The 20,363-nt window shown below is 61.1% G+C and carries 20 protein-coding genes and 2 pseudogenes; 13 read left to right on the top strand and 9 right to left on the bottom strand.

Features of this window, described 5'->3' with window-relative positions; translation table 11 throughout:
* Positions 1–581: 581 nt before the first annotated feature.
* The 3 genes from BJ997_RS08120 to BJ997_RS08110 all read right to left on the bottom strand — a co-directional run bounded on the left by BJ997_RS08120 (position 582) and on the right by BJ997_RS08110 (position 2,695).
* Positions 582–1,430: an alpha/beta fold hydrolase gene (locus BJ997_RS08120; protein ID WP_035837902.1), complete on the bottom strand. Its 849-nt coding sequence runs from the start codon at positions 1,428–1,430 to the stop codon at positions 582–584.
* Positions 1,431–1,675: 245 nt separating this feature from the next.
* Positions 1,676–1,957: a hypothetical protein gene (locus BJ997_RS08115; RefSeq protein ID WP_152602275.1), complete on the bottom strand. Its 282-nt coding sequence runs from the start codon at positions 1,955–1,957 to the stop codon at positions 1,676–1,678.
* A gap of 102 nt (positions 1,958–2,059) precedes the next feature.
* Positions 2,060–2,695: a dienelactone hydrolase family protein gene (locus tag BJ997_RS08110; RefSeq protein ID WP_035837899.1), complete on the bottom strand. Its 636-nt coding sequence runs from the start codon at positions 2,693–2,695 to the stop codon at positions 2,060–2,062.
* A 469-nt stretch (positions 2,696–3,164) separates the two neighbouring features.
* On the opposite strand from BJ997_RS08110, the gene BJ997_RS08105 reads away from it, so the two are divergent.
* The gene (locus BJ997_RS08105) at positions 3,165–3,473 is read left to right on the top strand and encodes a hypothetical protein (RefSeq protein ID WP_152602274.1); all 309 of its coding nucleotides are present in this window, start codon (positions 3,165–3,167) and stop codon (positions 3,471–3,473) included.
* 224 nt (positions 3,474–3,697) lie between these two features.
* On the opposite strand, the gene BJ997_RS08100 is transcribed toward BJ997_RS08105, so the two are convergent.
* The gene (locus BJ997_RS08100; RefSeq protein WP_035837894.1) at positions 3,698–4,411 is read right to left on the bottom strand and encodes a GAF and ANTAR domain-containing protein; all 714 of its coding nucleotides are present in this window, start codon (positions 4,409–4,411) and stop codon (positions 3,698–3,700) included.
* A gap of 403 nt (positions 4,412–4,814) precedes the next feature.
* Here BJ997_RS08100 and BJ997_RS08095 point away from each other — a divergent pair, with 403 nt between their 5' ends.
* The gene (locus BJ997_RS08095; protein WP_236629060.1) at positions 4,815–5,543 is read left to right on the top strand and encodes a GAF and ANTAR domain-containing protein; all 729 of its coding nucleotides are present in this window, start codon (positions 4,815–4,817) and stop codon (positions 5,541–5,543) included.
* Positions 5,540–6,253 carry a GAF and ANTAR domain-containing protein gene (locus BJ997_RS08090; RefSeq protein ID WP_035837892.1) on the top strand — a complete coding sequence of 238 codons (714 nt, stop codon included), beginning with the start codon at positions 5,540–5,542 and terminating at the stop codon, positions 6,251–6,253. Before BJ997_RS08095 ends, BJ997_RS08090 begins: the two co-directional genes overlap by 4 nt.
* 363 nt (positions 6,254–6,616) lie before the next feature.
* Here BJ997_RS08090 and BJ997_RS08085 read toward each other — a convergent pair whose 3' ends face one another.
* On the bottom strand, positions 6,617–7,048 hold the full coding sequence (locus tag BJ997_RS08085) for an effector binding domain-containing protein (protein WP_035837890.1): 432 nt from the start codon (positions 7,046–7,048) through the stop codon (positions 6,617–6,619).
* A 621-nt stretch (positions 7,049–7,669) separates the two neighbouring features.
* On the opposite strand from BJ997_RS08085, the gene BJ997_RS08080 reads away from it, so the two are divergent.
* Positions 7,670–8,401: a ParA family protein gene (locus BJ997_RS08080; protein WP_338042586.1), complete on the top strand. Its 732-nt coding sequence runs from the start codon at positions 7,670–7,672 to the stop codon at positions 8,399–8,401.
* A gap of 303 nt (positions 8,402–8,704) precedes the next feature.
* Here the strand turns inward: BJ997_RS08080 and BJ997_RS22090 are convergent.
* From BJ997_RS22090 to BJ997_RS08070, 3 genes and pseudogenes are all read right to left on the bottom strand, one after another.
* A pseudogene (locus tag BJ997_RS22090) lies at positions 8,705–8,803 on the bottom strand (three-helix bundle dimerization domain-containing protein); the annotation flags it as partial.
* A 778-nt stretch (positions 8,804–9,581) separates the two neighbouring features.
* The gene (locus BJ997_RS08075) at positions 9,582–9,926 is read right to left on the bottom strand and encodes a hypothetical protein (RefSeq protein WP_152602273.1); all 345 of its coding nucleotides are present in this window, start codon (positions 9,924–9,926) and stop codon (positions 9,582–9,584) included.
* Positions 9,927–10,148: 222 nt separating this feature from the next.
* A complete protein-coding gene (locus tag BJ997_RS08070) occupies positions 10,149–11,360 on the bottom strand; it encodes an FAD-binding domain-containing protein (RefSeq protein ID WP_035837886.1) in 1,212 nt (403 codons plus the stop codon).
* Positions 11,361–11,833: 473 nt separating this feature from the next.
* On the opposite strand from BJ997_RS08070, the pseudogene istA reads away from it, so the two are divergent.
* Both istA and istB read left to right on the top strand, forming a co-directional pair.
* Positions 11,834–13,317, top strand: a pseudogene (gene istA, locus BJ997_RS08065) (IS21 family transposase).
* A complete protein-coding gene (gene istB, locus BJ997_RS08060) occupies positions 13,314–14,045 on the top strand; it encodes an IS21-like element helper ATPase IstB (RefSeq protein WP_183323348.1) in 732 nt (243 codons plus the stop codon). Before istA ends, istB begins: the two are co-directional and overlap by 4 nt.
* Positions 14,046–14,164: 119 nt before the next feature.
* Here the strand turns inward: istB and BJ997_RS21920 are convergent, their stop codons facing one another.
* Entirely contained in the window at positions 14,165–15,142 is a 978-nt protein-coding gene (locus tag BJ997_RS21920; RefSeq protein ID WP_160175897.1) for a tyrosine-type recombinase/integrase, read from the bottom strand.
* A gap of 792 nt (positions 15,143–15,934) precedes the next feature.
* Here BJ997_RS21920 and BJ997_RS08050 point away from each other — a divergent pair.
* The 7 genes from BJ997_RS08050 (at position 15,935) to BJ997_RS08025 (ending at position 20,005) form a co-directional block, all read left to right on the top strand.
* Positions 15,935–16,114, top strand: coding sequence for a hypothetical protein (locus tag BJ997_RS08050; RefSeq protein WP_035837884.1), 180 nt, complete (start codon positions 15,935–15,937; stop codon positions 16,112–16,114).
* A gap of 11 nt (positions 16,115–16,125) precedes the next feature.
* On the top strand, positions 16,126–16,254 hold the full coding sequence (locus tag BJ997_RS21760; RefSeq protein WP_268871395.1) for a hypothetical protein: 129 nt from the start codon (positions 16,126–16,128) through the stop codon (positions 16,252–16,254).
* A 262-nt stretch (positions 16,255–16,516) separates the two neighbouring features.
* On the top strand, positions 16,517–16,888 hold the full coding sequence (locus BJ997_RS08045; RefSeq protein ID WP_152602271.1) for a hypothetical protein: 372 nt from the start codon (positions 16,517–16,519) through the stop codon (positions 16,886–16,888).
* Between the two features lie 186 nt (positions 16,889–17,074).
* A complete protein-coding gene (locus tag BJ997_RS08040; RefSeq protein WP_338042585.1) occupies positions 17,075–17,548 on the top strand; it encodes a DUF305 domain-containing protein in 474 nt (157 codons plus the stop codon).
* A gap of 334 nt (positions 17,549–17,882) precedes the next feature.
* Positions 17,883–18,542 carry a M23 family metallopeptidase gene (locus BJ997_RS08035; RefSeq protein ID WP_244962579.1) on the top strand — a complete coding sequence of 220 codons (660 nt, stop codon included), beginning with the start codon at positions 17,883–17,885 and terminating at the stop codon, positions 18,540–18,542.
* Positions 18,535–19,047 (top strand): M23 family metallopeptidase, encoded by a 513-nt coding sequence (locus tag BJ997_RS22085; RefSeq protein WP_084141398.1) that lies wholly within the window; start codon positions 18,535–18,537, stop codon positions 19,045–19,047. Before BJ997_RS08035 ends, BJ997_RS22085 begins: the two co-directional genes overlap by 8 nt.
* Positions 19,040–20,005 (top strand): F510_1955 family glycosylhydrolase, encoded by a 966-nt coding sequence (locus tag BJ997_RS08025; RefSeq protein ID WP_084141396.1) that lies wholly within the window; start codon positions 19,040–19,042, stop codon positions 20,003–20,005. Before BJ997_RS22085 ends, BJ997_RS08025 begins: the two co-directional genes overlap by 8 nt.
* Positions 20,006–20,363: the final 358 nt, after the last annotated feature.

Genomic DNA, 20,363 nt, shown 5'->3' with positions numbered 1-20,363 from the left:
TGATGCGGCCACGAAGGACGCCACGGCTGTGTGAAGGTGTCCAAAGGTGAGGTGAGGTGTCGGCGTGGGGCGTCGATATTGAGGACTTCAAATCTTGAACCGCTGTGGTTGATGGACCCGAGGACCTTCTCGGGTGATTGCTCGACTTGCCGTCGGTCGCCCACTCTCCACTCGCGGTCGGAAAGAAGACACAATTCGAGGTCTGCTGCTGTGCACGGGTCATGGTTGCGATCCGCCACCTTCTTGGGCTGTCCTGCGCTTTGAACGACAGCCCGCGACCAGGGGAGAAAATCCCAGGAGCACTTTCCCTGAGTGCTGCGCTGTTGCATCACCCTCACCTCCGGATCCCAAGCGACTCCAGCCGCCCTGCCGTCTCTTCGAGCGTTGAATCCGATGCGACAACCCGTGGATACCAGAAACGTTCAGCGCGAGGTCCAAGACGGTGGCGCGGACGTCGAGCCGCCGCCTATTCCGGTACCGAATTGGGTACGGAATCGCCGACCGACGCCACGACAACATCAACGGCGTCACCGTTGAAGACGGCAAGCAGGACTAGGCGAGAATTGCTGACCTCAGCATCGCTACTTCGCGAGGAATGCGAGGACGTGCTGGTTCCATTCGTCTTTGTGTGAAAGCGTGAGACCGTGCGGGGCGTCTTCGATCAAGACCAGCTCGCTGCCGGAGATGGCCTCATGAGTGCGCTTCCCACTGACTTCGAACGGCACAATGATGTCGGAGTCACCGTGTATCACCAGGGTCGGAACGGTGATTTTTGCCAAGTCGTCACGGAAATCCGTCGTCGCGAATGCGGTTGTGCAGTCGAGCGTGCCCTTCGGCGACGCCGTCTGGGCGATGTCGAGGTTGTAGGCAATCTGTTCGGGACTGACCTTCGGCTTATTGAGAAGTGAGGGCTTGCCGGCGGTGAAGAACAGCTGAAGAAATTCGTGCAGGAACGCGGGCCGGTCTCCGGTCAGGCCGTCGTGGAACCATTGGGCCAGCTCGGCGTCGATACCTCCGTCAGGGTTGTCATCCGATTTCCACAGGTACGGCGGCACGGCACTGGCGAAGACGAGCTTCGCGATGCGGTCGGTGCCATATGTGCTGACGTATCGGGCCAGCTCACCGCCGCCCATGGAGAATCCAATGAGGGTGACCTCCTGCAGGTCGAGGGTGTCAAGAACGGCCTTCAGGTCAGCGGCAAAAGTGTCGTAGTTGTACCCGTTCCACGGCTGTGATGACTGGCCAAACCCCCGACGGTCGTAGGTGATGACCCTGTGTCCGGCGTCGACCAACGCGGGTACTTGACCCTCCCACGATCTGCCGCTGAGCGGCCAGCCGTGAATCAGCACTACGGGCTTGCCTGTGCCGACGTCTTCGTAGTTCAGCTCAACGTCAGGCTCGTTGTTACTGGGGACGGTGATGAAGGGCATGTTCTCTCCTCGTGATCGGGGTAGTTCGTGGGAGGTAACTCAGCTAGTGGATTCACGATAATCGGGGTTCGCTGAGATCGAGCTGAACGATGGCCGCACTCGTCATCAGCCGCCGCCGCATATTCTCGTCTGGGTTGTTCCACGGCGTCTCATCACAGCGTGGACTTCCGCACAGACGCTTGTCTCTGCCGAAAATGGACTGTGTCAGTTGCTGTGTGCGACGACTCCCACTCACCGAGGTCTCACTAGGTGTCCGGATTCACCGTTTCGTCAATCTCACTGTTCCCCCAGTTGAGCAGCGAAACGTAGTCAACGATAGCTATCCACCGGTACGTCGTTCCGTCAGTCGTGAAATCTTGGGGATCGCCCAGCCAAATGCCTGAAATAGCGCGACCAGCATTGCTCCTCGGGTTGATCAGAACAGTGGGCAGTTGGCCAAACTGATTCATGCTCAACGAGACGGTCTTGGACCTCTTCATCGCGGTCTGTCCGAGTAACGTAACAATGATTTGGCCCTCGATGGTCACGATGCCCTCCAACCGGCACGAGTACGTTCTCCATCCTTGTACCAAAGAACATCCTTGCCAAGGGGCGAGCATCACCCAAGCAGCACCCGGCATCCGCTTACGTCAGTGACGTTCTGCGAGGTATTTCTGGAGAAACGACGCTGTGCGTGTTCGGGCGAGAATTGCAGATGCTGGCGTCATGGTGCGGGGAACACTCGCGTTTGCGAAGGGTTGTTCTGACCTGACATAGTCGAAGCGTTCCAGGGTCGTCCCGTCGCCGATGAGCCGGACGACGAAAGCGTCAGAATGAGGAGTGTCAGCCCCCGCAAAATGGAGTTGAACAGGGCAGGGCACCACCCCTTGATCCACGTTACTGAGCATCGCGTCATGGACGACGATGGCATCGACGGACCCGGATTGAGCTATGAGAAGTGCGAGCCAGCCACCCATCGAAAAGCCGACCACCCCTATTCCTGGCGCGTCGCCTGCACGCCCAGCGCGCACGAACTCTTGAATCCTCACCACGGCCATCGGCAGGCTGAGCCGGGCGAGAACTGCCGCATCCTCATCGTCGGTGGCAGCCCACCCGTCGTAAAGATCCGGGATGACCACGTGAAAGCCTTGTTGGGCAAGAGACCTGCCATAGTCTTCCAGGCCGTTTAGCCGGCCGTACCAGTCGTGCAGTACGAGAACCAACGGCTGATCTGGGGTCCCGTATTCGAGGGTAGTCCCGTGGAATGCAATGGGCACGATGGCCATGCTGTCACCCTAACTCTCTCTTCCCATATGCGCTCGGAAGCGTCGCGTGCGCGCTCTCAGCAGATCACGACGGATCGATCACGCTCGAGTTTCTGGCCAACGACCGGGACGCGTCGGAGCGGCAGCTCAAGGACCATCTCGTCGAGTTTGGGGTGCATGCGCCGCGAAATCGGGCCTACGTTTGCGCTTGCTGGTCACCTATTCGGATCAGATTGATCGCCCTTCCTGGCGGGCCGAGTTCATTCATTCAGTGCCTCATTTGTTGAGGTACTGCCTCCTGAACCGCACGGGCAGATCGTGTATTTCGACGGCGTCCCATCACCTATTTCTTCGTCCGCGGCCTTGACACACCCGATTTAGCCCTCCTATATTTCTTGTGTCTTTCCAGATTCTGTGACCGGATTCACTCACCATTTCTAGGGAGTGCCTTGTTTACAGCTGTCCGCCGATCATCGTCTTGGGCCACACCGTGACCGCCGCTGAAACGCAGCCGCATGCTCCAGGGGACGGTGTCGGCGGTCATCTGCTTCTTGAACGAGTTGCCGCCGGCGATGCCCTCGCCTTCGGCAACCTCTATGACGCCGTCGTGGTTGAAACCTATGCCATTTGCCTGCACAACTTGGCGAACCCGTCGGCGGCCGACAAAGCCATGGTGAGGACCTGGATCTTCATATGGAGCCACGCCGCCGCGCTGAATGATCAATCGGGTTCAACGCAATCCATCGTCTTATCCACTGCCTGGGCTGTCACCTCGCAGCACCACACACGCCCCCTCTAAGTGCTCTTTCGCTAGGCTCTCTCGTCCTCTCCGATCTGTAGCACCGCGGTGATACGAGAGGTGCCGCGACGCAGTTCCACCGGTGTGGATAGCCAAATGTCGAACAACAGACGTGCTCGCCCGAATCGCTGGCGCAGCTGTCCAAGCTCTTGGTCCAGTACCGGGACCGCGACCATTATTGGTGCGACCAGCCCGCCCTGAAAGTCGACGTCACCTTCCACACCCTAAATCAAGATGAGGTTATCGATGATGTTTGCGGCGCTGACGTGCATGGGCTCCTGGCGTGACCGGGCGTGCTGGCGCAGACGCTTGAAAGCATCCTCCATACTGATGCCATTACGTTGGGCGATGACGCCTTTGGCCTGCTCGATAAAGACACGACTGTTCAGCGCGCGTTGTAGTTGTTCGTTCACCGCCGTACTTTCCCGAGCGGCGCTTTCATGCAGAAGACTGATGGTCGCGACGTCTGCCAATGCCTGACCGATTGTCGCGTCTTCATCACTCAGTACGCCTTTGTGCGTTCGGAACAGGTTCAGTGCCCCGATGGTATTTGGGCGCAAGCGCATCGGAATGGCATGAACTGATTGGAAACCTTGGCTGAGCGCAACCATCTGAAAAGCAGGGTATCGGTGTCCCTCCGCTTCAATGTCACTCAGTGTGACCACCTCCCCGGTCAGATACGCGTCGACGCAGGGACCTGCACCGGCTCGGTGCTGCATTATTTCAACGATGTGGCCTTCTTCGCTCGACGAGGCGAGAACCTGTAGTTGGCCGTTTTGATCCACCAACACCACGCCCGCTGCGCTGGCGTCTAGCAACACAACACATTGATCGACAAGAGTGCGCAACAAATCGAGCACGTCGTATTCTCCGACCAGTGCGTCAGCGAGTTCTACGAATGCCCCGCTGACCAGCGAGGCGCGTGACGTGCGCTTCATACGTATCATGCACTGTACTTTGCACCCGATTACTCAAACGGGAGCGCATTCGGCCCAAGTGTCAGTGTTTTGGCAGTTTGTCTGCATCTGTCTGCGTGGCTCCGGTCGTCATACCGACACTAAAGTCGTCCGGCGCACGAAGATAATGTGGATCTCCGGGGTCCGGGCAGCACCGCGGCGGGCATGTGCCACATAGACTTCTGCGACAGATCTAGGCCTAGTCAGCGCAACTGCCCAAAACGCGGAGACCGTGTCAGAGGAGAACGACCAATGCGCCAATTCAGCGGGGAAGGGTGATGGTCCATGACCGATGCCCTCTATGTCGCAGGGGAATGTCTATCGTGTCGAATGGCTCGTTGTCGGCGGGTAGCCCTAGAAACCGGTGGCATTTAGGAATAGCTTCATGAAAAACAGACGAGGTGTTTTAATGTCGAACCATTCATTCCTGGCCGCATCGGATACTCTGTCTCACTTTGACATCCCAGGCTCAAAACTCGCCTACCCGTTCACGCAGTTCCTCCCGGTGACGGGCGCATCCATCTCTACGTTCGGGCCACTTATGGGCACTGAGACGATCTCCGCTACCGATGAACAAGCGAGACGTGTCGACGAACTCCAGTTTGACCTGGGCGAGGGCCCGTGCTGGGATGCGTTGGCGACAAGGCAGCCCGTCTTAGAAGCCAACTTCGCTACCCGCACCGGCGCGTCCTGGCCAGCGTTCACGGACGCGATCCGGGCAGAGAACGTCGGAGCGCTCTTCGCCTTCCCCCTCGTCTTCGGCCCGCTTGAGATCGGAGCGGTCGACTTGTATTCCATTGACCCGGTCACACTCACTCCTGGTCAGCAACACGAGGTCTTGGAATTGTCGGCGATGGTCAGCCGCAGCGTCCTCAGTCATGCCATTCAGACCGCCGGCAGAACAATCGACACCTCGACGTTCTCGAGGCGCCTGATTCATCAAGCCACCGGGATGGTCTTGGCTCAACTCGGGATTGCTGCCGCCGACGCCTACCTGATCATCAAAGTTCGCGCTTTCGCGGAGAACCGGTCGATGCAGGAGGTTTCCGAGGACATCGTCGCGCGTCGGATCCGCTTCACTGAAGCCGTCGATCACGGTGAGGACATACCGTGAGTAGCATCGACCGCGCGGCGCAGCTTTTCGAAGCGTTCGCCACGCTCGCAGACAGCCTCGTTGTCGGATATGACGTCCTCGACCTGCTGCAGACCCTGGTCGAGAACTGCCACGACCTCCTCGACGTGGACTCTGCCGGCATCTTGCTGCTCAGGAGCGACAACACCCTGGAAGTTGTTGCCTCTACCAGTGAAGCGAACACGCTCGTGGACATCATGCAGCTCGACGCCAAAGCCGGTCCCTGCTTGGAATGCTTCCGCACCCGCACCGTCGTGTCTCTGCCCGACATCGACATCGGATCTGACCGCTGGCCAGACTTCTGCACCACAGCCCGCGCCCACGGTATCCTCTCCGTCTATGCCATCCCACTGCGGTTGCGCGAGACCACCATCGGGACTCTCAATCTGATGCGCAAAGAACGCGGCGAGCTGAACCAGCACGATATCCGCGCGGCCCAGGCCCTCGCCGACGTCGCCACCATCGGCATCCTCCAAGAACGCACCATCCACGGTTCCTTTGCCATCCGCGACCAGCTCCAGAACGCGCTCTCCAGCCGGATCGTCATCGAGCAAGCCAAAGGAGTCGTCTCCGAAACCTCACACCTGTCGATGGACGACGCGTTCCAACGCCTCCGCCACTACGCCCGATCGCAACAGGCAACACTCAGCAGCGTCGCCCAACGACTCGTCGAAGGCGACCTCCGCCTCTGAAACGATCCGGCCGACAAGAAGTGTGAACCGGCGACGAAAGAAATGGCCACGCGGTGACGGCATCCTTGGCAACGTCCGACAAAGAAAAATCAACCTCCACCGCACACTGGTTGCATTCGCCGAACCTGACGGCAACGGCCCCGCGAAGACGGCACCACGCGCCCCATGGGAGCAAAGGTGCCCGGACACTGACCCGTCCCGGAGTGAAATCCCGCCCAGCCACGGCCAATGGGCTGTTCGCGCCGTTCTCACCAGGGAGACGAGGCTCCCTCATCCGGTCGCCTACGACAGCTGCGTGAATCGCCGGCATTGCACGGCGCTTCGGCCGGATATAGTGTGATTCCGTCGTGACGGGGAAGGCCGTCAGATGAGAATGTCGACGTATAGTTCGTGCGGTTGTTGAACACCGTCGGCCGTGTATCCAACATCGAGTTTGCGGTTCCCGAGAGTCAACCCCTGCTCTGCAGCCCAGTCATAAATGCTCTGGAAACCGCCTGTGATGGTGGCCACCGAACCCTCATGCCGGTGCTGGACGAATCTGCCACCGGGCAGGAAGGCCACAGCCATACCATCAGGCACTGGAACGTCGACGACCGCTACTGCTCCAACAGTCTCGCGGTAAAGGCCGTCGCCTAAATAGTTGCTGGTCTCGACGAAGACGTCGGCACCTGAGGCGGGCAGCTCATCTTGACGCGAAAACAACTCACGCCAGACCGCAGGCATCTCGGAACGTAGCTGGCCGAAGTAAGCGACAACTTCGATTCCGATGACGGCAGTCTCACCGATGCCTCCCAAGCTTGGCCCCGAACGTTTTACTCGCTTACCCAAAAACTATACGGCAGGAAATCAGGGACGGTTCAGTCAGCCGGCTCACAGGTGGACGGCCACTGCGACAGATCTAGTGCTGCTCCATGCAACTTCCCAATGCCCGGAGGCGGTGTCAGAGGGGAACCTTCTGTGGGACGGGAACCGCGCGTCTTGTCCGTCCGTTTCACCGTTCAGTGACGAGTGGCGACGAACGACCCAACCCCGGCCGCTTCAGCCGAAAAAGTACGATCAGAACACCAGGCTTCTTTGACGGCTTCGCCCGGCGGCCGTCACGATCGCACACTTGGTACCGCTATACGATCCTTCGCGCCCGTCGCCGCAGGAGTGGGCAAGATGCCACGCCCAACATTCACGCTCGTCAACCTGCTCGGCGCAGCAGGGTGATCGACGCGGGTTGTGATGCTCGGCTCCGGCCTGAACAACCCTCCCGACGTTGCCGTGTTCGCCCTACGATGCCTCAATCGAGCCCTGATCGAATGGTCGTCATCTCAGACGTGCACCTCCTGAGCAGAACAATTCTTCCCCTGGCCTGAAAGCCGCCCTCCTAGGATGGGGTGATGAAGACCGTTGCACTGTACAGCACCAAGGGTGGGGGTGGGCAAAACAACGACAGCGGTGAATCTCGCCTGGGAGGCCTCCCGTGCATGCCGGGTTCTCCTCTGGGATTTGGACCCACAAGGCGCCTCCACCTATCTCCTCAATGTGAAACCGAGGGTCAAGGGCGGCGTGACTGCCCTCCTTCGCGGCAAAACAGAGATGGACGCCGCTATCCGTTCCACGTCGTACCCGAACCTCGATGTGCTCCCGGCTGACGAAACATATCGTGCGCTCGACCTCGTGCTCGACGCGGCCAAGAAGTCAACGCACCGCATCGCGAAGGTGCTCGAATCGGTGTCATCTGAATACGATGTCTTCATCCTGGACTGCCCACCCGGGGCGTCCCTCGTCGCCGAGAACGCGCTCCACGCCGCCGACCTCGTCGTGGTGCCGCTCGTTCCGTCGCCGCTCTCGGTTCGGTCACTGAACCAGGTCAACGACATCGTCGCAGCCTCCGACAGACCCCCGAAGGTGTTCGCATTCCTCTCAATGGTGGACCGCCGCAAACTCGTGCATCGCACCGCAGCTCAGACGTTGTCACGGGACAACCCCCAGGTGATCGACCTTGTTTTACCCTCGACCGTCATCATCGAGCGGATGGGGTCAGAACGCGCCCCGATCGGAATCTACGCACCGGGAACCGAAGCCGCACGCGTCTTCACCCAACTCTGGAAGCACGTTTACCCCGCGCCAAAGGTCAAACGGGGATCGCGGCACGAATAGGCGGGTCGCGGCGGTCATGCGCCGCGATGCTCCCATCACGGCCGTCCGGTCCAACCGGCGGGAGTACTTCACCTTCAGCGACGCGCACACGGGTTCTGTGACTCATCGCGCCTGAACAATGTCAGTCTCATCGCGAAGCCGGAGTGTGCACAGGCCGTGGCACCAGCCAGTGAGCAGGCACGGCCGTCTCGCAGAGAAGTTCTCCAATCCCCGAGGCCCCGTTCCAACCAGCTTCACGTATACGGCTACCGTGCACGTGATGCTGCGTGACGTTGCATCCCGAATGCGTGAGTGTAATCAGAGCTAGGCGACTAGCGCGGATACAGGCCGGCCGCTCAGACGTGTCTTTGCCGCTCGCTCCACCAGAATCGGAACGAAATTACGAACAGGGTGGCCCTCGAAAAGTTGGTATTCCGACTACACCACTTCTTCAACGCTCGCCTGCGCTACACCAGGGAAGCGTTCACTCATCCGGTCAATAACCTTCGCAACCGCAACAGCCTCTTCTTCGGATCTCATAAGGTGTGCTTTCCACCCCACCCCATAACAAGTCGACAGAACGGCCGAAATGGGGGTGTTCCCAGGAGCGGATATATGTCGTCCAGACGTGGCCGTTGGCCCTGAGCTGATCTGCCGCGGAGGCCTGAGTCAGACAGCGCAGAGCCCGCCGGCGATCAATCTGAATCGATAGGAGGCATTCAGTTGACTGCCAACCGAACCGGCCTGAGTTGTGCTCCGGTCTGGGAGCGCGTGCAACCCGTCATCGACGGCGCCGGATGGGACAAAACAACCTTCATAATCACCTGGGACGTCTGGGCGCCTACACCGACTCCGTTCCCACCCCGTCATCGAAACCGTGCCTGACGCCCTCCACCCCGACAGCTTCGCCGTCATCGGCAGAACCCGAATCCCCTGCCTCGATGCGGCAGCGTCTGGCCAAGTTTGATCGCGTGATGGAAAATCGGATCACCTCGTATGGGCGAGCCAGATTGGGCCGTATCCGCGATAGTGCCTTTGCTTCCTGGCACGGCCATCATCGCCAACAATTCCACCCAGCAGCCGAGAAGCTGACGGCACTTCCACCGATCGACGCGAAACACTGGAAGTACACGTCGGGCTCGCAGACGCAGTGCATGCGGAGGTTGACCCGATAATTCACTCGGACGATCGGCGGGGCTCTTCAGGAGGGCAGTTCGATGTCCGCTTCCCTGGGCCCACCACACCGTTCAGTTCCGCCGACACGAACCCAGTCGACGTCGATGGCGCCTTCGGCAACCACGCCACCGACCGTGTCAGTCAATCGATATCCCACCATCGATTGGCCGCCGACAAAGTCCGCTCTCCAACCTGAAATACCGTCTCCGACGAGAGTGAACACACCCGTTTCTTCAATAATCGGCTCCACTGTTGTGCCCGCTGGCTGCAACTTGACTGGCGCCATCGGCGGTCCCGGCACGCAACCCACACCATCACACAGCTCAAGCGCGACGCCCGCCTTCGGCTCAGCCAAAGCGATCTTGGCCACGCTTGGGTACCCAACGGCGGAACACGCGAACCCGGAAGGCGCGCACGCCGTCAGACTCAGACTCGACAACACGAGAAACGCACCCACCCAGAGTTTCCGCACACTTGACAGTAACCCAGCCAAGATTGCGCGGTACGGCTCGTTGCCAACCTGTGACCACCCACGCGCTCACCTACGACGCTCCCCGACAAGGCCAGATCGCCCTGTGTCAAGGTCCCGGGTCTACAAGCCGTGCTGGTGCAGCAGTTCAGGAATACGCTCGCTGAAAGGGAAGAACCCGCGCGCGGCGTAGGGCCAAGCGAGCGTGTCCCAGCGCCGCCTGACGATCGTGACCGTTATTCCCTCCGAGGCGAGAGCTGCGCCGAGCGTCAGCATCCGTTGCTGCACCGGGCCTACCGGTGCGTTCGGCACAACCACCGTATCGAGGCGTTCGGACTCCGCCCACTTCAGAACCGTGGAGGGGAGCGCGTCGGGCAGCACTCTCGCCGGTCGCCCGAAGGCGTCTAAGGCCCGCTTGGCAGCGTCATCGAGGGCTGATACCGTGAATCGCCGCACTGCATCCGAGGCACCGGAGGGCGAGCGCTCGCCGGGATCGGCGGATCCGGCGATAGCCACCAGTCGGCTGTTCGAATCCAACCAGGAAAACTCGGCGCGCAGGCTTGCCGCGTCCAAATCCTCTTCGTGCAACAACAGCCCCACTCGGGCACCCAATGAGGTGCACTCGGCGAGAGCAATCGGTGACCTCGTTGGCAGTGGCTCTTCGATGATCGCTCGTGCCGACGTGGCGAGTCCCGATGGCGAGAACCGGCCCTCGGTGTAGCGAGAAATGTTCGATGCCGTCGCGAGGTAGGTCTTTCCGGCTGTCTGGAGCCCGGCAACCCACCGCCAGGAGAGCGTGTTGGAGGCGGCATCGCCATCAAGAAGGTGTCGATAGAAGAAGTCCGCACCGAGTTGCCACGGCAGGCCGAGCGTGAAGATCCAGATGCTCGCAAACCACATGCGGGTGTGGTTGTGCAGGTATCCGGTGTCCACAAGCTCACGCACCCACGCATCCATCGCATCAATGCCGGTGTGCCCAGCGATAGCTTCGCGGTAACCCCCGGAACGTGTGTCAGAAGCGAGCCCGAACTCGGCCACATCGCGACGATACCGTCGCCACACCTCGGGATTCTGCTCGAGCCACCCCTTCCAATACGTCCGCCAGAAGACTTCCTGCACAAATTTCTCGCATGCACCGAACCGATGCCGTTCAAGCACAGCCGAAACCACTTCACGCTCGGTCAGGAGTCTGTGGCGGAGATACGGAGAGAGACCGGAGACGTTTTCACGCGAGGGTCCAGTGTCGTGATTGCGGTCTCGCGCGTAATCCAACCCCGCATGAGGGACGAACAGGCCAAGGGTTTCGAGGCCGGCAGCTCGGGTAGGAGTGAACATTCCTCTCATCATGCACCATGTGAATTTGAAAAGGTCCCGATCGCCCCCCTGGGCCACCCAGAACGGCGAACTCAACCGCTCGTCGCAACGAATTGTTGAATTCGCCGCCGGACTGCGGGACAGATCTGGGGCCAAACCGCCCGGCGGCCGCGCCCACTGATGCCGTGTCACTCGGGGAGGTCAGCGGGATTCTCTACGCGTGTGTGTGATCAACTCTTTATAGGCCGTTTCAGCGCTGGAATCCTGCCAAGTTAGCGGCTGGTTTCCTGCCAAAAGAGCACTAAGAATCAGGCCAGTCGATTCCCCTCCAAGACCGTGGATTTGGGGAAGACGCAGAGATTGAGATCACCGGTGGCCGAGGCCCTCTTCAGCGAGCTGGAGACATGGGCCCGCCACCCCCAGTAGGTTCCTAACGGCGCAGCAACTGCCAAGCGGTCGCGCCGGAAGGAACCAGGAAGCAGATGAAGGTACCCATGTCCGTGCAAGAAAATATCAGAACTCTCGACTCCCACGGAATCGCGGGCCGGGAAATTGCCCGCCGGCTCGGAGTGAGCCGCGACGCGGTGGTGAAATACACCGGGCAACGCGACTACTCACCCCAGCCTCCGGCCCCGGTGCTCCGGCCTGCCGGCTCGGCGATGACCGGGTTCGAAACGACCGTTGAAACGTGGTTGGGCGAGGATCAGCGCCGGCCTCGGAAGCAACGCCATACGGCCAAACGGGGCTTTGACCGCCTGGTCGTCGAGAGGGGTTTCACCGGCAGTTATTCGCCGGTGCAACGTTTCGTGAAGAAGTGGAACGACCTTCATCGCCAGGCTGGGGAGGGCTTCACCGAACTGGTCTGGCCGGCTGGCACGGCGCAGGTTGACTTTGGGCAGGCGGAGGCCATCATCGGCGGGCTCCGTCAGGTTCTGCATATCTTCGTTGTCACGTTTCCGTTCTCGAACATGCGCTTCGTGCAGGCTTACCGCGGTGAAACCTCCGAGTGCGTCTGCCATGGGCTGCGCACCGTTTTCGATCACATCGGTGCCGCGCCCCGGCACCTGGTTTTTGACAACGCCACCGGGATCGGGCGAAGAGTGGGGCAGAAGGTCGTCGAGACGAAACTGTTCAGCGCGTTCAAGTTGCATTACCGGTCGGAGTCTCGGTACTGCAATCCGTACTCGGGCAATGAGAAGGGCAACGTCGAAAACGCCGTCGGGTTTCTCCGCCGGAATCTGATGGTCCCTGAGCCCGAGGCGGCCACGTTGCAGGGCCTGAACGACGTGCTGTTGACGCGGTGCATGGCGTTGGCTGAGGCCACGCACTATCGGAAGGGCCTGGCGATTAGCGAGCTCTTTGCCCAGGACGTTGCCGCCAGTCTGGCGCTGCCCGGGGTCGGCTTTGACCCGGTGCGTTATGAGTCCCGCACGGCTGATAAGAAGGGGAACTTGCTCATTGACGGGAACACCTACGCGGCAGGGTCGTCCTTTCACAGCCGCACTCTCACGGTCGGGTTGCGCCACGACGTCGTCGAGATCCTCGACGAGCAGGCCACGCCCGTCCGTTCCTTCCCACGGGCGTTTGGTCGGCAGACGGAGACGATCTTCGAGCCGGCGTCGCTGCTGCCGTTGCTGGTAACCAAGCCCGGAGCCTGGGGCCATTCCCAACTGCGGCCGTTGGTCCCCGAGCCGGGGCGGGACTGGCTCGACAAGGCCACGGCCACCAATCGGCGCCGACAGCTCAACGCCGTCGATGCCGCATCGGGATCAGCCGGTTTCGACGCCGCCAGCTGCCGACATGCTCATTCAACGCGGAGACACCCCCGAGATCGCCGCGTGGGGCATGCTCGCCCGGCGCCCGTCGCCTGGCCGATGGCAGCACCCCGGCGGCGGAGAACGTGGACTTGAGTGTTTACGACATCTTCACCACCGACGCCTTCACCACCGTGAACACCCTGACGGGAAAAATCGCATGACCCCCGTCACCGTTCAAGACATCATCGAGACCGGCCGCCAGGCATCGCTGACCACCCCCGTGCTGGCCGAATGGGCCGAGAAAGGCACCCCGAAACAACGCGAGTACCCGCACGGAATGCTCCTCGCCGAGCACGAATCCCGGCAAGCCTCACGCCGGCACCGGCTGTTGACGGCGGCCCGGCTGCCGGCGCTGAAATCACTCACGGGTTTCGACTACTCGAGCGTCAGGTTCCCCGAGGATTACGGCCGGGAAGAGCTGACGTCGTTGGAATTCATCAACGGAGCCGAGGACTTCGTCCTCTACGGCGATGTTGGCACCGGCAAAACCCACCTCGCCAGTGCCCTGGTCGCCGCCGCCTGCCGCGAAGGAATCCCGGCACGCTTCTTCACGACCTCGTCGCTGGTCATGCAGCTGCGCCGCGCCAAAGACGAAGGCCGCCTCGATCGGGAACTGGCCAACATAGCGAAAAACCGATTACTCGCAATTGACGAATTTGGCTACCTACCGATTGATACCGAGGGCGCTCGGCTCCTGTTTCAAGTCATCGCGGACTGCTATGAAAAAAGAAGCCTGATCATCACCACAAATTTGGAGTTTTCGCGCTGGGGAACGGTGTTCGGTGACGACAACATGGCCGCGGCCGTCATCGACCGCATCGTGCACCACGGCCGGCTCCTCCAGTTTCGCGGCGAGTCCTACCGCGTCAAGCACGCCCTCATGAAATAACCCCGCACCAGCCCGGCCGACCTCGATCCTGAAGCCGGCCCGGCCGACCGCAAACGCCACTCCGCCGAGGGCACAGCGACGAAACCGACCCCAGAAACCGGCCGTTGGGACCGCGGTGCTCAACTGGCCGGAAACGGTGCCGAACTGGCCGGTGAATTAGCGCTGAAATGGCCGGCTTCAAGTTGACAAAACACAGTCAGGCCGTCGAGGCCAGCGCTCCTGAGCGTGCCCCGGAATGTTTGCCTTACGTTATACGGCGTGAGTGGAGTGCCCGTGCGTGAGGAGAACAGGAGGTGCTCGGTGTCTTCCGGATCGATCAGCTTCAGGCGCTGACGAATCACGTCGACGACGAAGGGGGGCACGCGGATGATCCGGTTCGATTCGTGTGTTTTGGGATGCTTCTGACGGAACATGCCGGCACGGTTGTGCACGACAATCGTCCCCGTAGTGCGCACCCGTGGCGGTTCAGCGCCTAGGTCGACGTCGCACTGGCGAAGCGCGAGTGCTTCGCCGATGCGCGTCGCCGTACTGAGCATCACCTCGATGATGTCCCGCACCTGACCGTCAGCGCGGGGCCCCATCGTTCTCTCCGCCACGCGCCACTCGCGCGCTGCGACACGAATTGCTGCGATCTGCTCCGTCGTGAGCGCTTTCGGGGTATGCGGGGGCTTCTTCATGCGCGACGTTTCTTTCACGGGATTGCGCTGGATGATCTCCCGTCGCACCGCGAAGCCTAAGATCATGGACAGGATGGCACGCGACTGCTTCGCCCGCGTATAGGACTTCTCACGCTGCAGCTTCAGGAATCGCTCGATCCGGCCGACGCTCACCTCGCCAACGGTGAAGTGTTCGAAGAAGGGAAGCACGAGACTGCGTACCGCACGCTGGTAGGTGTCCTTCGTGCTTTGGGTGCGGTCTACGTCGAGCACCACGTCCTCGAGCCATGCCTTGGCGAGCCGCAGGAATGGCGAAGTCGCCGTCAGTGAGTCGCCGACTCCGCCTGCGCGCACGCGCTCCACCAGCGTGACTTTGAGAGCTGCCTGAGCTGCACTGCGGCTCGAACGCGTAGCGCACACCCGACGTATCTGGCCGTCCACGTCACGGAACGCCGTCGTTGCCCGGAACCGTCTGGGACCGAGCCTGATCGCCGTGATCGACCCGAAGGTGCCGATCGGAAGACGGGGTCGACCGGCCATCACCGAACGTCCCTTCGGCCGCCGACACACGAGCCTGGCGTCGACTGCCGCCGAACAGGCCGAAGCCCCTCGACATCCGCCCAGACCACTCGAACCGGGCCGTGCACGTTATGTTCGAACGCCTGTAACAGGCACCAATTTTGCAATAAACAATGGACAAACAATGGTTGGATCAATTCTTGTCCTCTCTTTCTAGGACAAGAAAACTTGATCAAACTATATTTCGAGTGAGTTGAGCGAAGCTTGAATTCAAGACCGAACGCGATTCAGCGAATCCAACCTGGGTCACGGCATCCTAGAAGCCCTGATCAACGATATTTTTCGACCAGGCACCGACGAGTTGAACCCGAGACCGATGCGCCAAAACATCAGATATTGACAATATTTTGCTAAGAAGATCCTTGATCAAAGGCTATTTACTGACCTGCTGCACGTGATGACATCTCCAGCGGCTGCGACAGCACGGCGACAGCTCACCCTGCTGTGCGGCGCGAACTGGACTCCTTCATCGCCGATGCTGACAAGCGCAGGGCGAAGCTCCAGGAGCAGCTCGCTTTGGCGGACGAATTCCCGGAACTCTTGCGCGTGCAGTAGACCATCTGTGTGAATTTGCGCAGACACCCTTGGTGCGGCGGCTCCAATGACACAGCGTGAGGCCGATGATGGGGCACTGCCGCGACTGGGCTCCCACTCATGGCCGCGACCACTCGCGACGCCGACAGGCCCCTCGTGGCCAGCCGGGAGGCTGCGGAAGGCATCGCTCGCCGCTTGAAGGTGTTGACGGATCCGACCAGGGTGCAGCTGTTCGGAATGGTCATTGACAGCCCAGGTGGCAGGGCTCTCGTCGGGCGCTCGCCACCGCCGTGCGCCTGAGCCAGCCGGCGGTGAGCCACCGCGTGCGGGCAATGGTCGAGTACGGGGTTCTCCAGGACTTGACCCAGTTCGTCGTCTACGACGTCACCCAACGACGCCAAACCGCGGCCGATTTCTATGCTGACGACATTTCTGTCTGACCCCCGAGATGCGTTCAACTCCGACCTAGGCATGCCAGGCGAGCGAGTAGATCGCGCGAAACCACTAACGTCTTGGGAAAGGCGCCCAGCGATAACGCAAGCACTCTCAGGCTCGCGAGAACGGCATGGGCTAGTGTTCGAAGTGAGCCTCGGGATCTATGTGCCCGGGGCCTGACTGAAGAATGGTGGTGACATCAGCGTGAATCGAGGAACGCGAATAGCTTCAACGACGTTCCTGTCACCTTTCGTCAGCCTTTTGGCCTTGACCGCCTTGCTCTTCGCAGTCTTCGCAATGCACTCGGAGGCAACCGGACACGACATGCACACGGCCGGTTCGTCGACGCCTGCCGGTGCAAGTGCCCCTGTGGAGGTCGCTGCGGTCGGGGTTGCCTGGACCGCCCCCGTAGTCGCGTCCCTCTCTGCTGGCACCCACAATGGAATGCTCGATTGCGCGTTGTTGGCCATGGCGTGTGTTTTGTTGCTGGTGCTCATCGCCCTCGTGTTTCTCACCCGATTGCCGGCCACGTATCGGCGGCTTCGTGACGCGGGTGGCGCCCTACTCAGGGTCGTCGACCTAGTCGTGGTGCCCCTGCCTCGTCCCAGTCTCACTGTTCTCTCCATCAGTCGCGTTTAGACCGAGCCTGTGCTCCGCCGCACCTGCGGCCGCTCGGTCTACCCTTTGACGATGAATGGATGAACAATGCTCAAAACTCGTACCCTTTTCTCTGCCGCAGTAGCAGTGGCCGCAGCCCTCGCTCTCAGCTCGTGCGCTGGCGGCAGCCCCGCCGGTACCTCGGCGAGCTCGTCAGCGGATGCATCGGTGGCCGTTTTCAACGACGCCGACGTGACGTTTGCGCAAATGATGATCCCCCACCACGAGCAGGCTGTCGAGATGAGCGATGATCTGCTCGCCAAGGATGGCATCGACCAAGATGTTGTCGATCTCGCCACCGAGATCAAGGCCGCACAGGAGCCCGAAATCGCCCAGCTGAACGCCTGGCTGACCGAGTGGGATGCGGAAGACAACAGCATGTCGGGGATGCACGACATGGGTGATGGCTCCGATGGCATGATGTCAGACGACGACATGATGGCTCTTCAGGACGCCGCCGGAACCGACGCAGGGCAGCTCTTCCTCGAGCAGATGACGGTGCATCACGAGGGCGCCATCGCGATGGCACAGATCGAAATCGACAATGGCGAGAACACGGACGCGCAGGCAATGGCGGAAACGATCGTAACGACGCAGACCGCAGAAATTGCCGTCATGGCGGAGCTTCTCGCAGCCCAGTAGGTGACCGCGAGGTGATCTCCACCGTTTTCTGGTGACGCCTCTGCTTGAGTGACTGTTTCGTTGACCAAATCTCCCCAAGGACGTTTCTTGATGCATTCCTTCCTTTCTGCTCGACCCCAGATTGTGACCCGGACGGACACTCGTGGATAGTACAAACCACATTGCGACCGCCCCAGCGGTGCCCGGTCCGCCACCCGTGATGTCACGTCGAGACATACGCGCGCTCGAGAGCCGCTTGAGCGCGAGCCGATCCACCACCCCACCGCTACCGAGACCGCCGCGAACAGTACCCAAGCGGGCCTCGATTCGCCAACGCGCGTCCGCCGGTGCCGCCATGGCGATGATCGCACTTTTCACCGTGGCAGCGTCCCTCCCTGCCCTGGCGGTGAACACCGAAGCGCCACAGGCTCTGGCGACCTCCGCTGTCGAGTCTGAGGCCGCGCAAAGCCTCAGTTTTTCCAGTATGGCGTCGGCGCGCATCCAACGGGATGGGTTCACTGTCACCGACATTCCCAAACCAGCGTCTTACACGGAGCCCGCGAGCGACGGCAAGTGGGCCAGTCTTGATCAGAGTCAGCTGACGGCTCAGGGGTGGGCTTTGCCGGTGCTGGGCCGTATTACGAGCCCCTTTGGCCCTCGTCCAGATAAGCCAGTCGCGGGCGTCGGCGACTACCACAATGGGACCGACATCGCGGCTCCCTGCGGGCAACCCGTGTTCGCCGCGACGGGAGGAACAGTGGTCGATTCCGGATACCAGGGCTCGTACGGCAATTGGGTTCTGATCGACCATGGGGGCGGTGTCGAAACCGGGTACGCCCACAACAGCAAGGTCCTCGTCGACGCCGGGCAGAGTGTCGCCGCTGGCGACGTCATCGCACTCGTAGGGAGCACGGGGTCCTCGAGCGGATGCCACGTGCATTTTGAAACTCGGGTGAACGGAACGCGTATCAACCCGGAGACATTCATGAGCGCACAAGGAGTGTCTCTTGGCTAAGTGGGCAACAATTACTCATACCGCTCGTGCCGCCCAGGCCGCAGCCGAAGCAATTTGCCCGGGACCGTCGTCCGGCGGCCAGAGCGTTACCGGTGGCCAGGGGTGGGCGTTGCCGGGCTCACGTTGGATCAGCTCCGCCGACGGCCCCCGGCCCAACAAACCGGTCGCAGGCGTCGGAGCGTTTCACTTTGGCACAGATATTGCGGCGGGGTGTGGTCAGGGTGTGCACGCCGCATCGTCAGGGACCGTCGCCTATGCCGGGTGGCTCGGCTCATACGGCAATAGGGTTCTCATCCACCGTGGAGACGGCACTCAGACCGGGTGCGCCCATAACAGTTCAGTGTTGGTGACCCACGGACAGCAGGTTTCCGCGGGTGCGACAGTGGCTCTCGTCGGTACGACAGGCGCGTCCTCGGGCTGTCACGTGCACTGTGAAACGCGCGTCAACGGTGCGCGTGTGAATCCACAATCCGTCATGAGTGCAAGGGGAGTCACACTTGGCTAAATTCAACAGCCCACAGCGCTACACGACGGGGCTGGCCGCAGCAGCGTTCAGTATCCTTGCCCTCGCGGGTTGCGCGAGTGCGTCTACCGGGCAGAGCAGTGGCTCGCCGGGGAACACGCCGGTCAACGCATTCGAGCATGTCCATGGCCTCGGCGCCGATCCCCTGACGGGAAACACGTATGCGGCCACCCACCACGGAGTCTGGCTCATCCCGACGGGGCCCCTGCCTGACACCTATCTTGAGGGAACACCGCGCGGCCCTGGGGTCGAGCCGGTCCAGATCGCCCGCTTAGCGCAAGACACGATGGGGTTCACCGTCGCGGCGCCCGGTCACCTGCTGGCGTCTGGGCACCCGTCGCCGGGTCAGCAGACCGATCTGAACCTGCCCAACCTCGGCCTGATCTCCAGTACCGACGGCGCCGAGTCTTGGACCGCCCTGTCGCTGGAGGGGGAGACGGATTTCCACGATCTGGTGGCAGTCCCCTTGGATGAAACGCTGCGCATATATGGGTACGACGCCGGTGCCGGGACCATCCTGGTGAGCGATGATTCAGGCGCGACGTGGTCTAACGGCGCGGTACTGGCGCTACGCGACCTGACCGCATCTCCGTCACGACCTGATCGCGTCTTCGCGACGACGGCTGACGGCCTCGCGATGAGCGTTGATGTCGGCCGAACTTTCCGCCTCGTGGCTGGCGCGCCCGCGCTTCTTCTGGTCGACGCAGTCGATGATGCTGCCGGCGGAGGTTTGGTAGGAATTGACGCGTCGGGCGCGGTGTGGAGCGAAGACGGCACTTCTGGTACCTGGACACGGGGAGGGACGACCAACGGGCCGCCGGAAGCGTTTGCTTTTGTCGGCGGTTCCTCGCCATGGATCCTGGTTGCGGACGCCAGCGGTATTGCTGCCAGCGACGACTATGGCGTCACCTGGACGGAACTGGTTTCGATGGCCGACTGATCCCTTCGGGGGCATCGCACCGATACTGTCGTTATTGTCCGAATCTGATATACCCCTCTGGGTATATCGTGGTCGTGAATAGGCCGATCGAAAGGAACGAAATCTGATGATGTGGGATACATCAAGTATGGGGTGGTCCTGGGGATTCGGATTACTGGCGATAGCGTTCATTGCCCTGATCGTTTACGTCGTCGTTCGCTCGCTGTCGAAGACGCCTGGGGGCGAAGGTCCACCCTCGACAGACAGTTCGCTTGAGTCGAGCGATGCGCGGCACATCCTGGACGAGCGTTTCGCGCGAGGTGAACTCACGGCGGAGCAGTATCGCGATCACTTACGAATACTCGGCGAGGATCGATAG

This window comes from Cryobacterium roopkundense (assembly GCF_014200405.1).
In the GTDB taxonomy this organism is placed as follows: Bacteria; Actinomycetota; Actinomycetes; order Actinomycetales; family Microbacteriaceae; genus Cryobacterium; species Cryobacterium roopkundense.
Note: the sequence above shows the minus strand (reverse complement) of the source record. Positions and strands in the feature narration are given on the sequence as shown.

What these genes read in the sequence shown, in the direction of transcription:
- BJ997_RS08110 (WP_035837899.1), bottom strand. Translation starts at nt 2,695, where the DNA reads ATGGCCATCGTGCCCATTGCATTCCACGGGACTACCCTCGAATACGGG.
- BJ997_RS08070 (WP_035837886.1), bottom strand. Translation starts at nt 11,360, where the DNA reads ATGTTCACTCCTACCCGAGCTGCCGGCCTCGAAACCCTTGGCCTGTTC.
- BJ997_RS08050 (WP_035837884.1), top strand. Translation starts at nt 15,935, where the DNA reads ATGGCCGCGACCACTCGCGACGCCGACAGGCCCCTCGTGGCCAGCCGG.
- BJ997_RS08120 (WP_035837902.1), bottom strand. Translation starts at nt 1,430, where the DNA reads ATGCCCTTCATCACCGTCCCCAGTAACAACGAGCCTGACGTTGAGCTG.
- BJ997_RS08095 (WP_236629060.1), top strand. Translation starts at nt 4,815, where the DNA reads ATGAAAAACAGACGAGGTGTTTTAATGTCGAACCATTCATTCCTGGCC.
- BJ997_RS08035 (WP_244962579.1), top strand. Translation starts at nt 17,883, where the DNA reads ATGGCGATGATCGCACTTTTCACCGTGGCAGCGTCCCTCCCTGCCCTG.
- istB (WP_183323348.1), top strand. Translation starts at nt 13,314, where the DNA reads ATGACCCCCGTCACCGTTCAAGACATCATCGAGACCGGCCGCCAGGCA.
- BJ997_RS08100 (WP_035837894.1), bottom strand. Translation starts at nt 4,411, where the DNA reads ATGAAGCGCACGTCACGCGCCTCGCTGGTCAGCGGGGCATTCGTAGAA.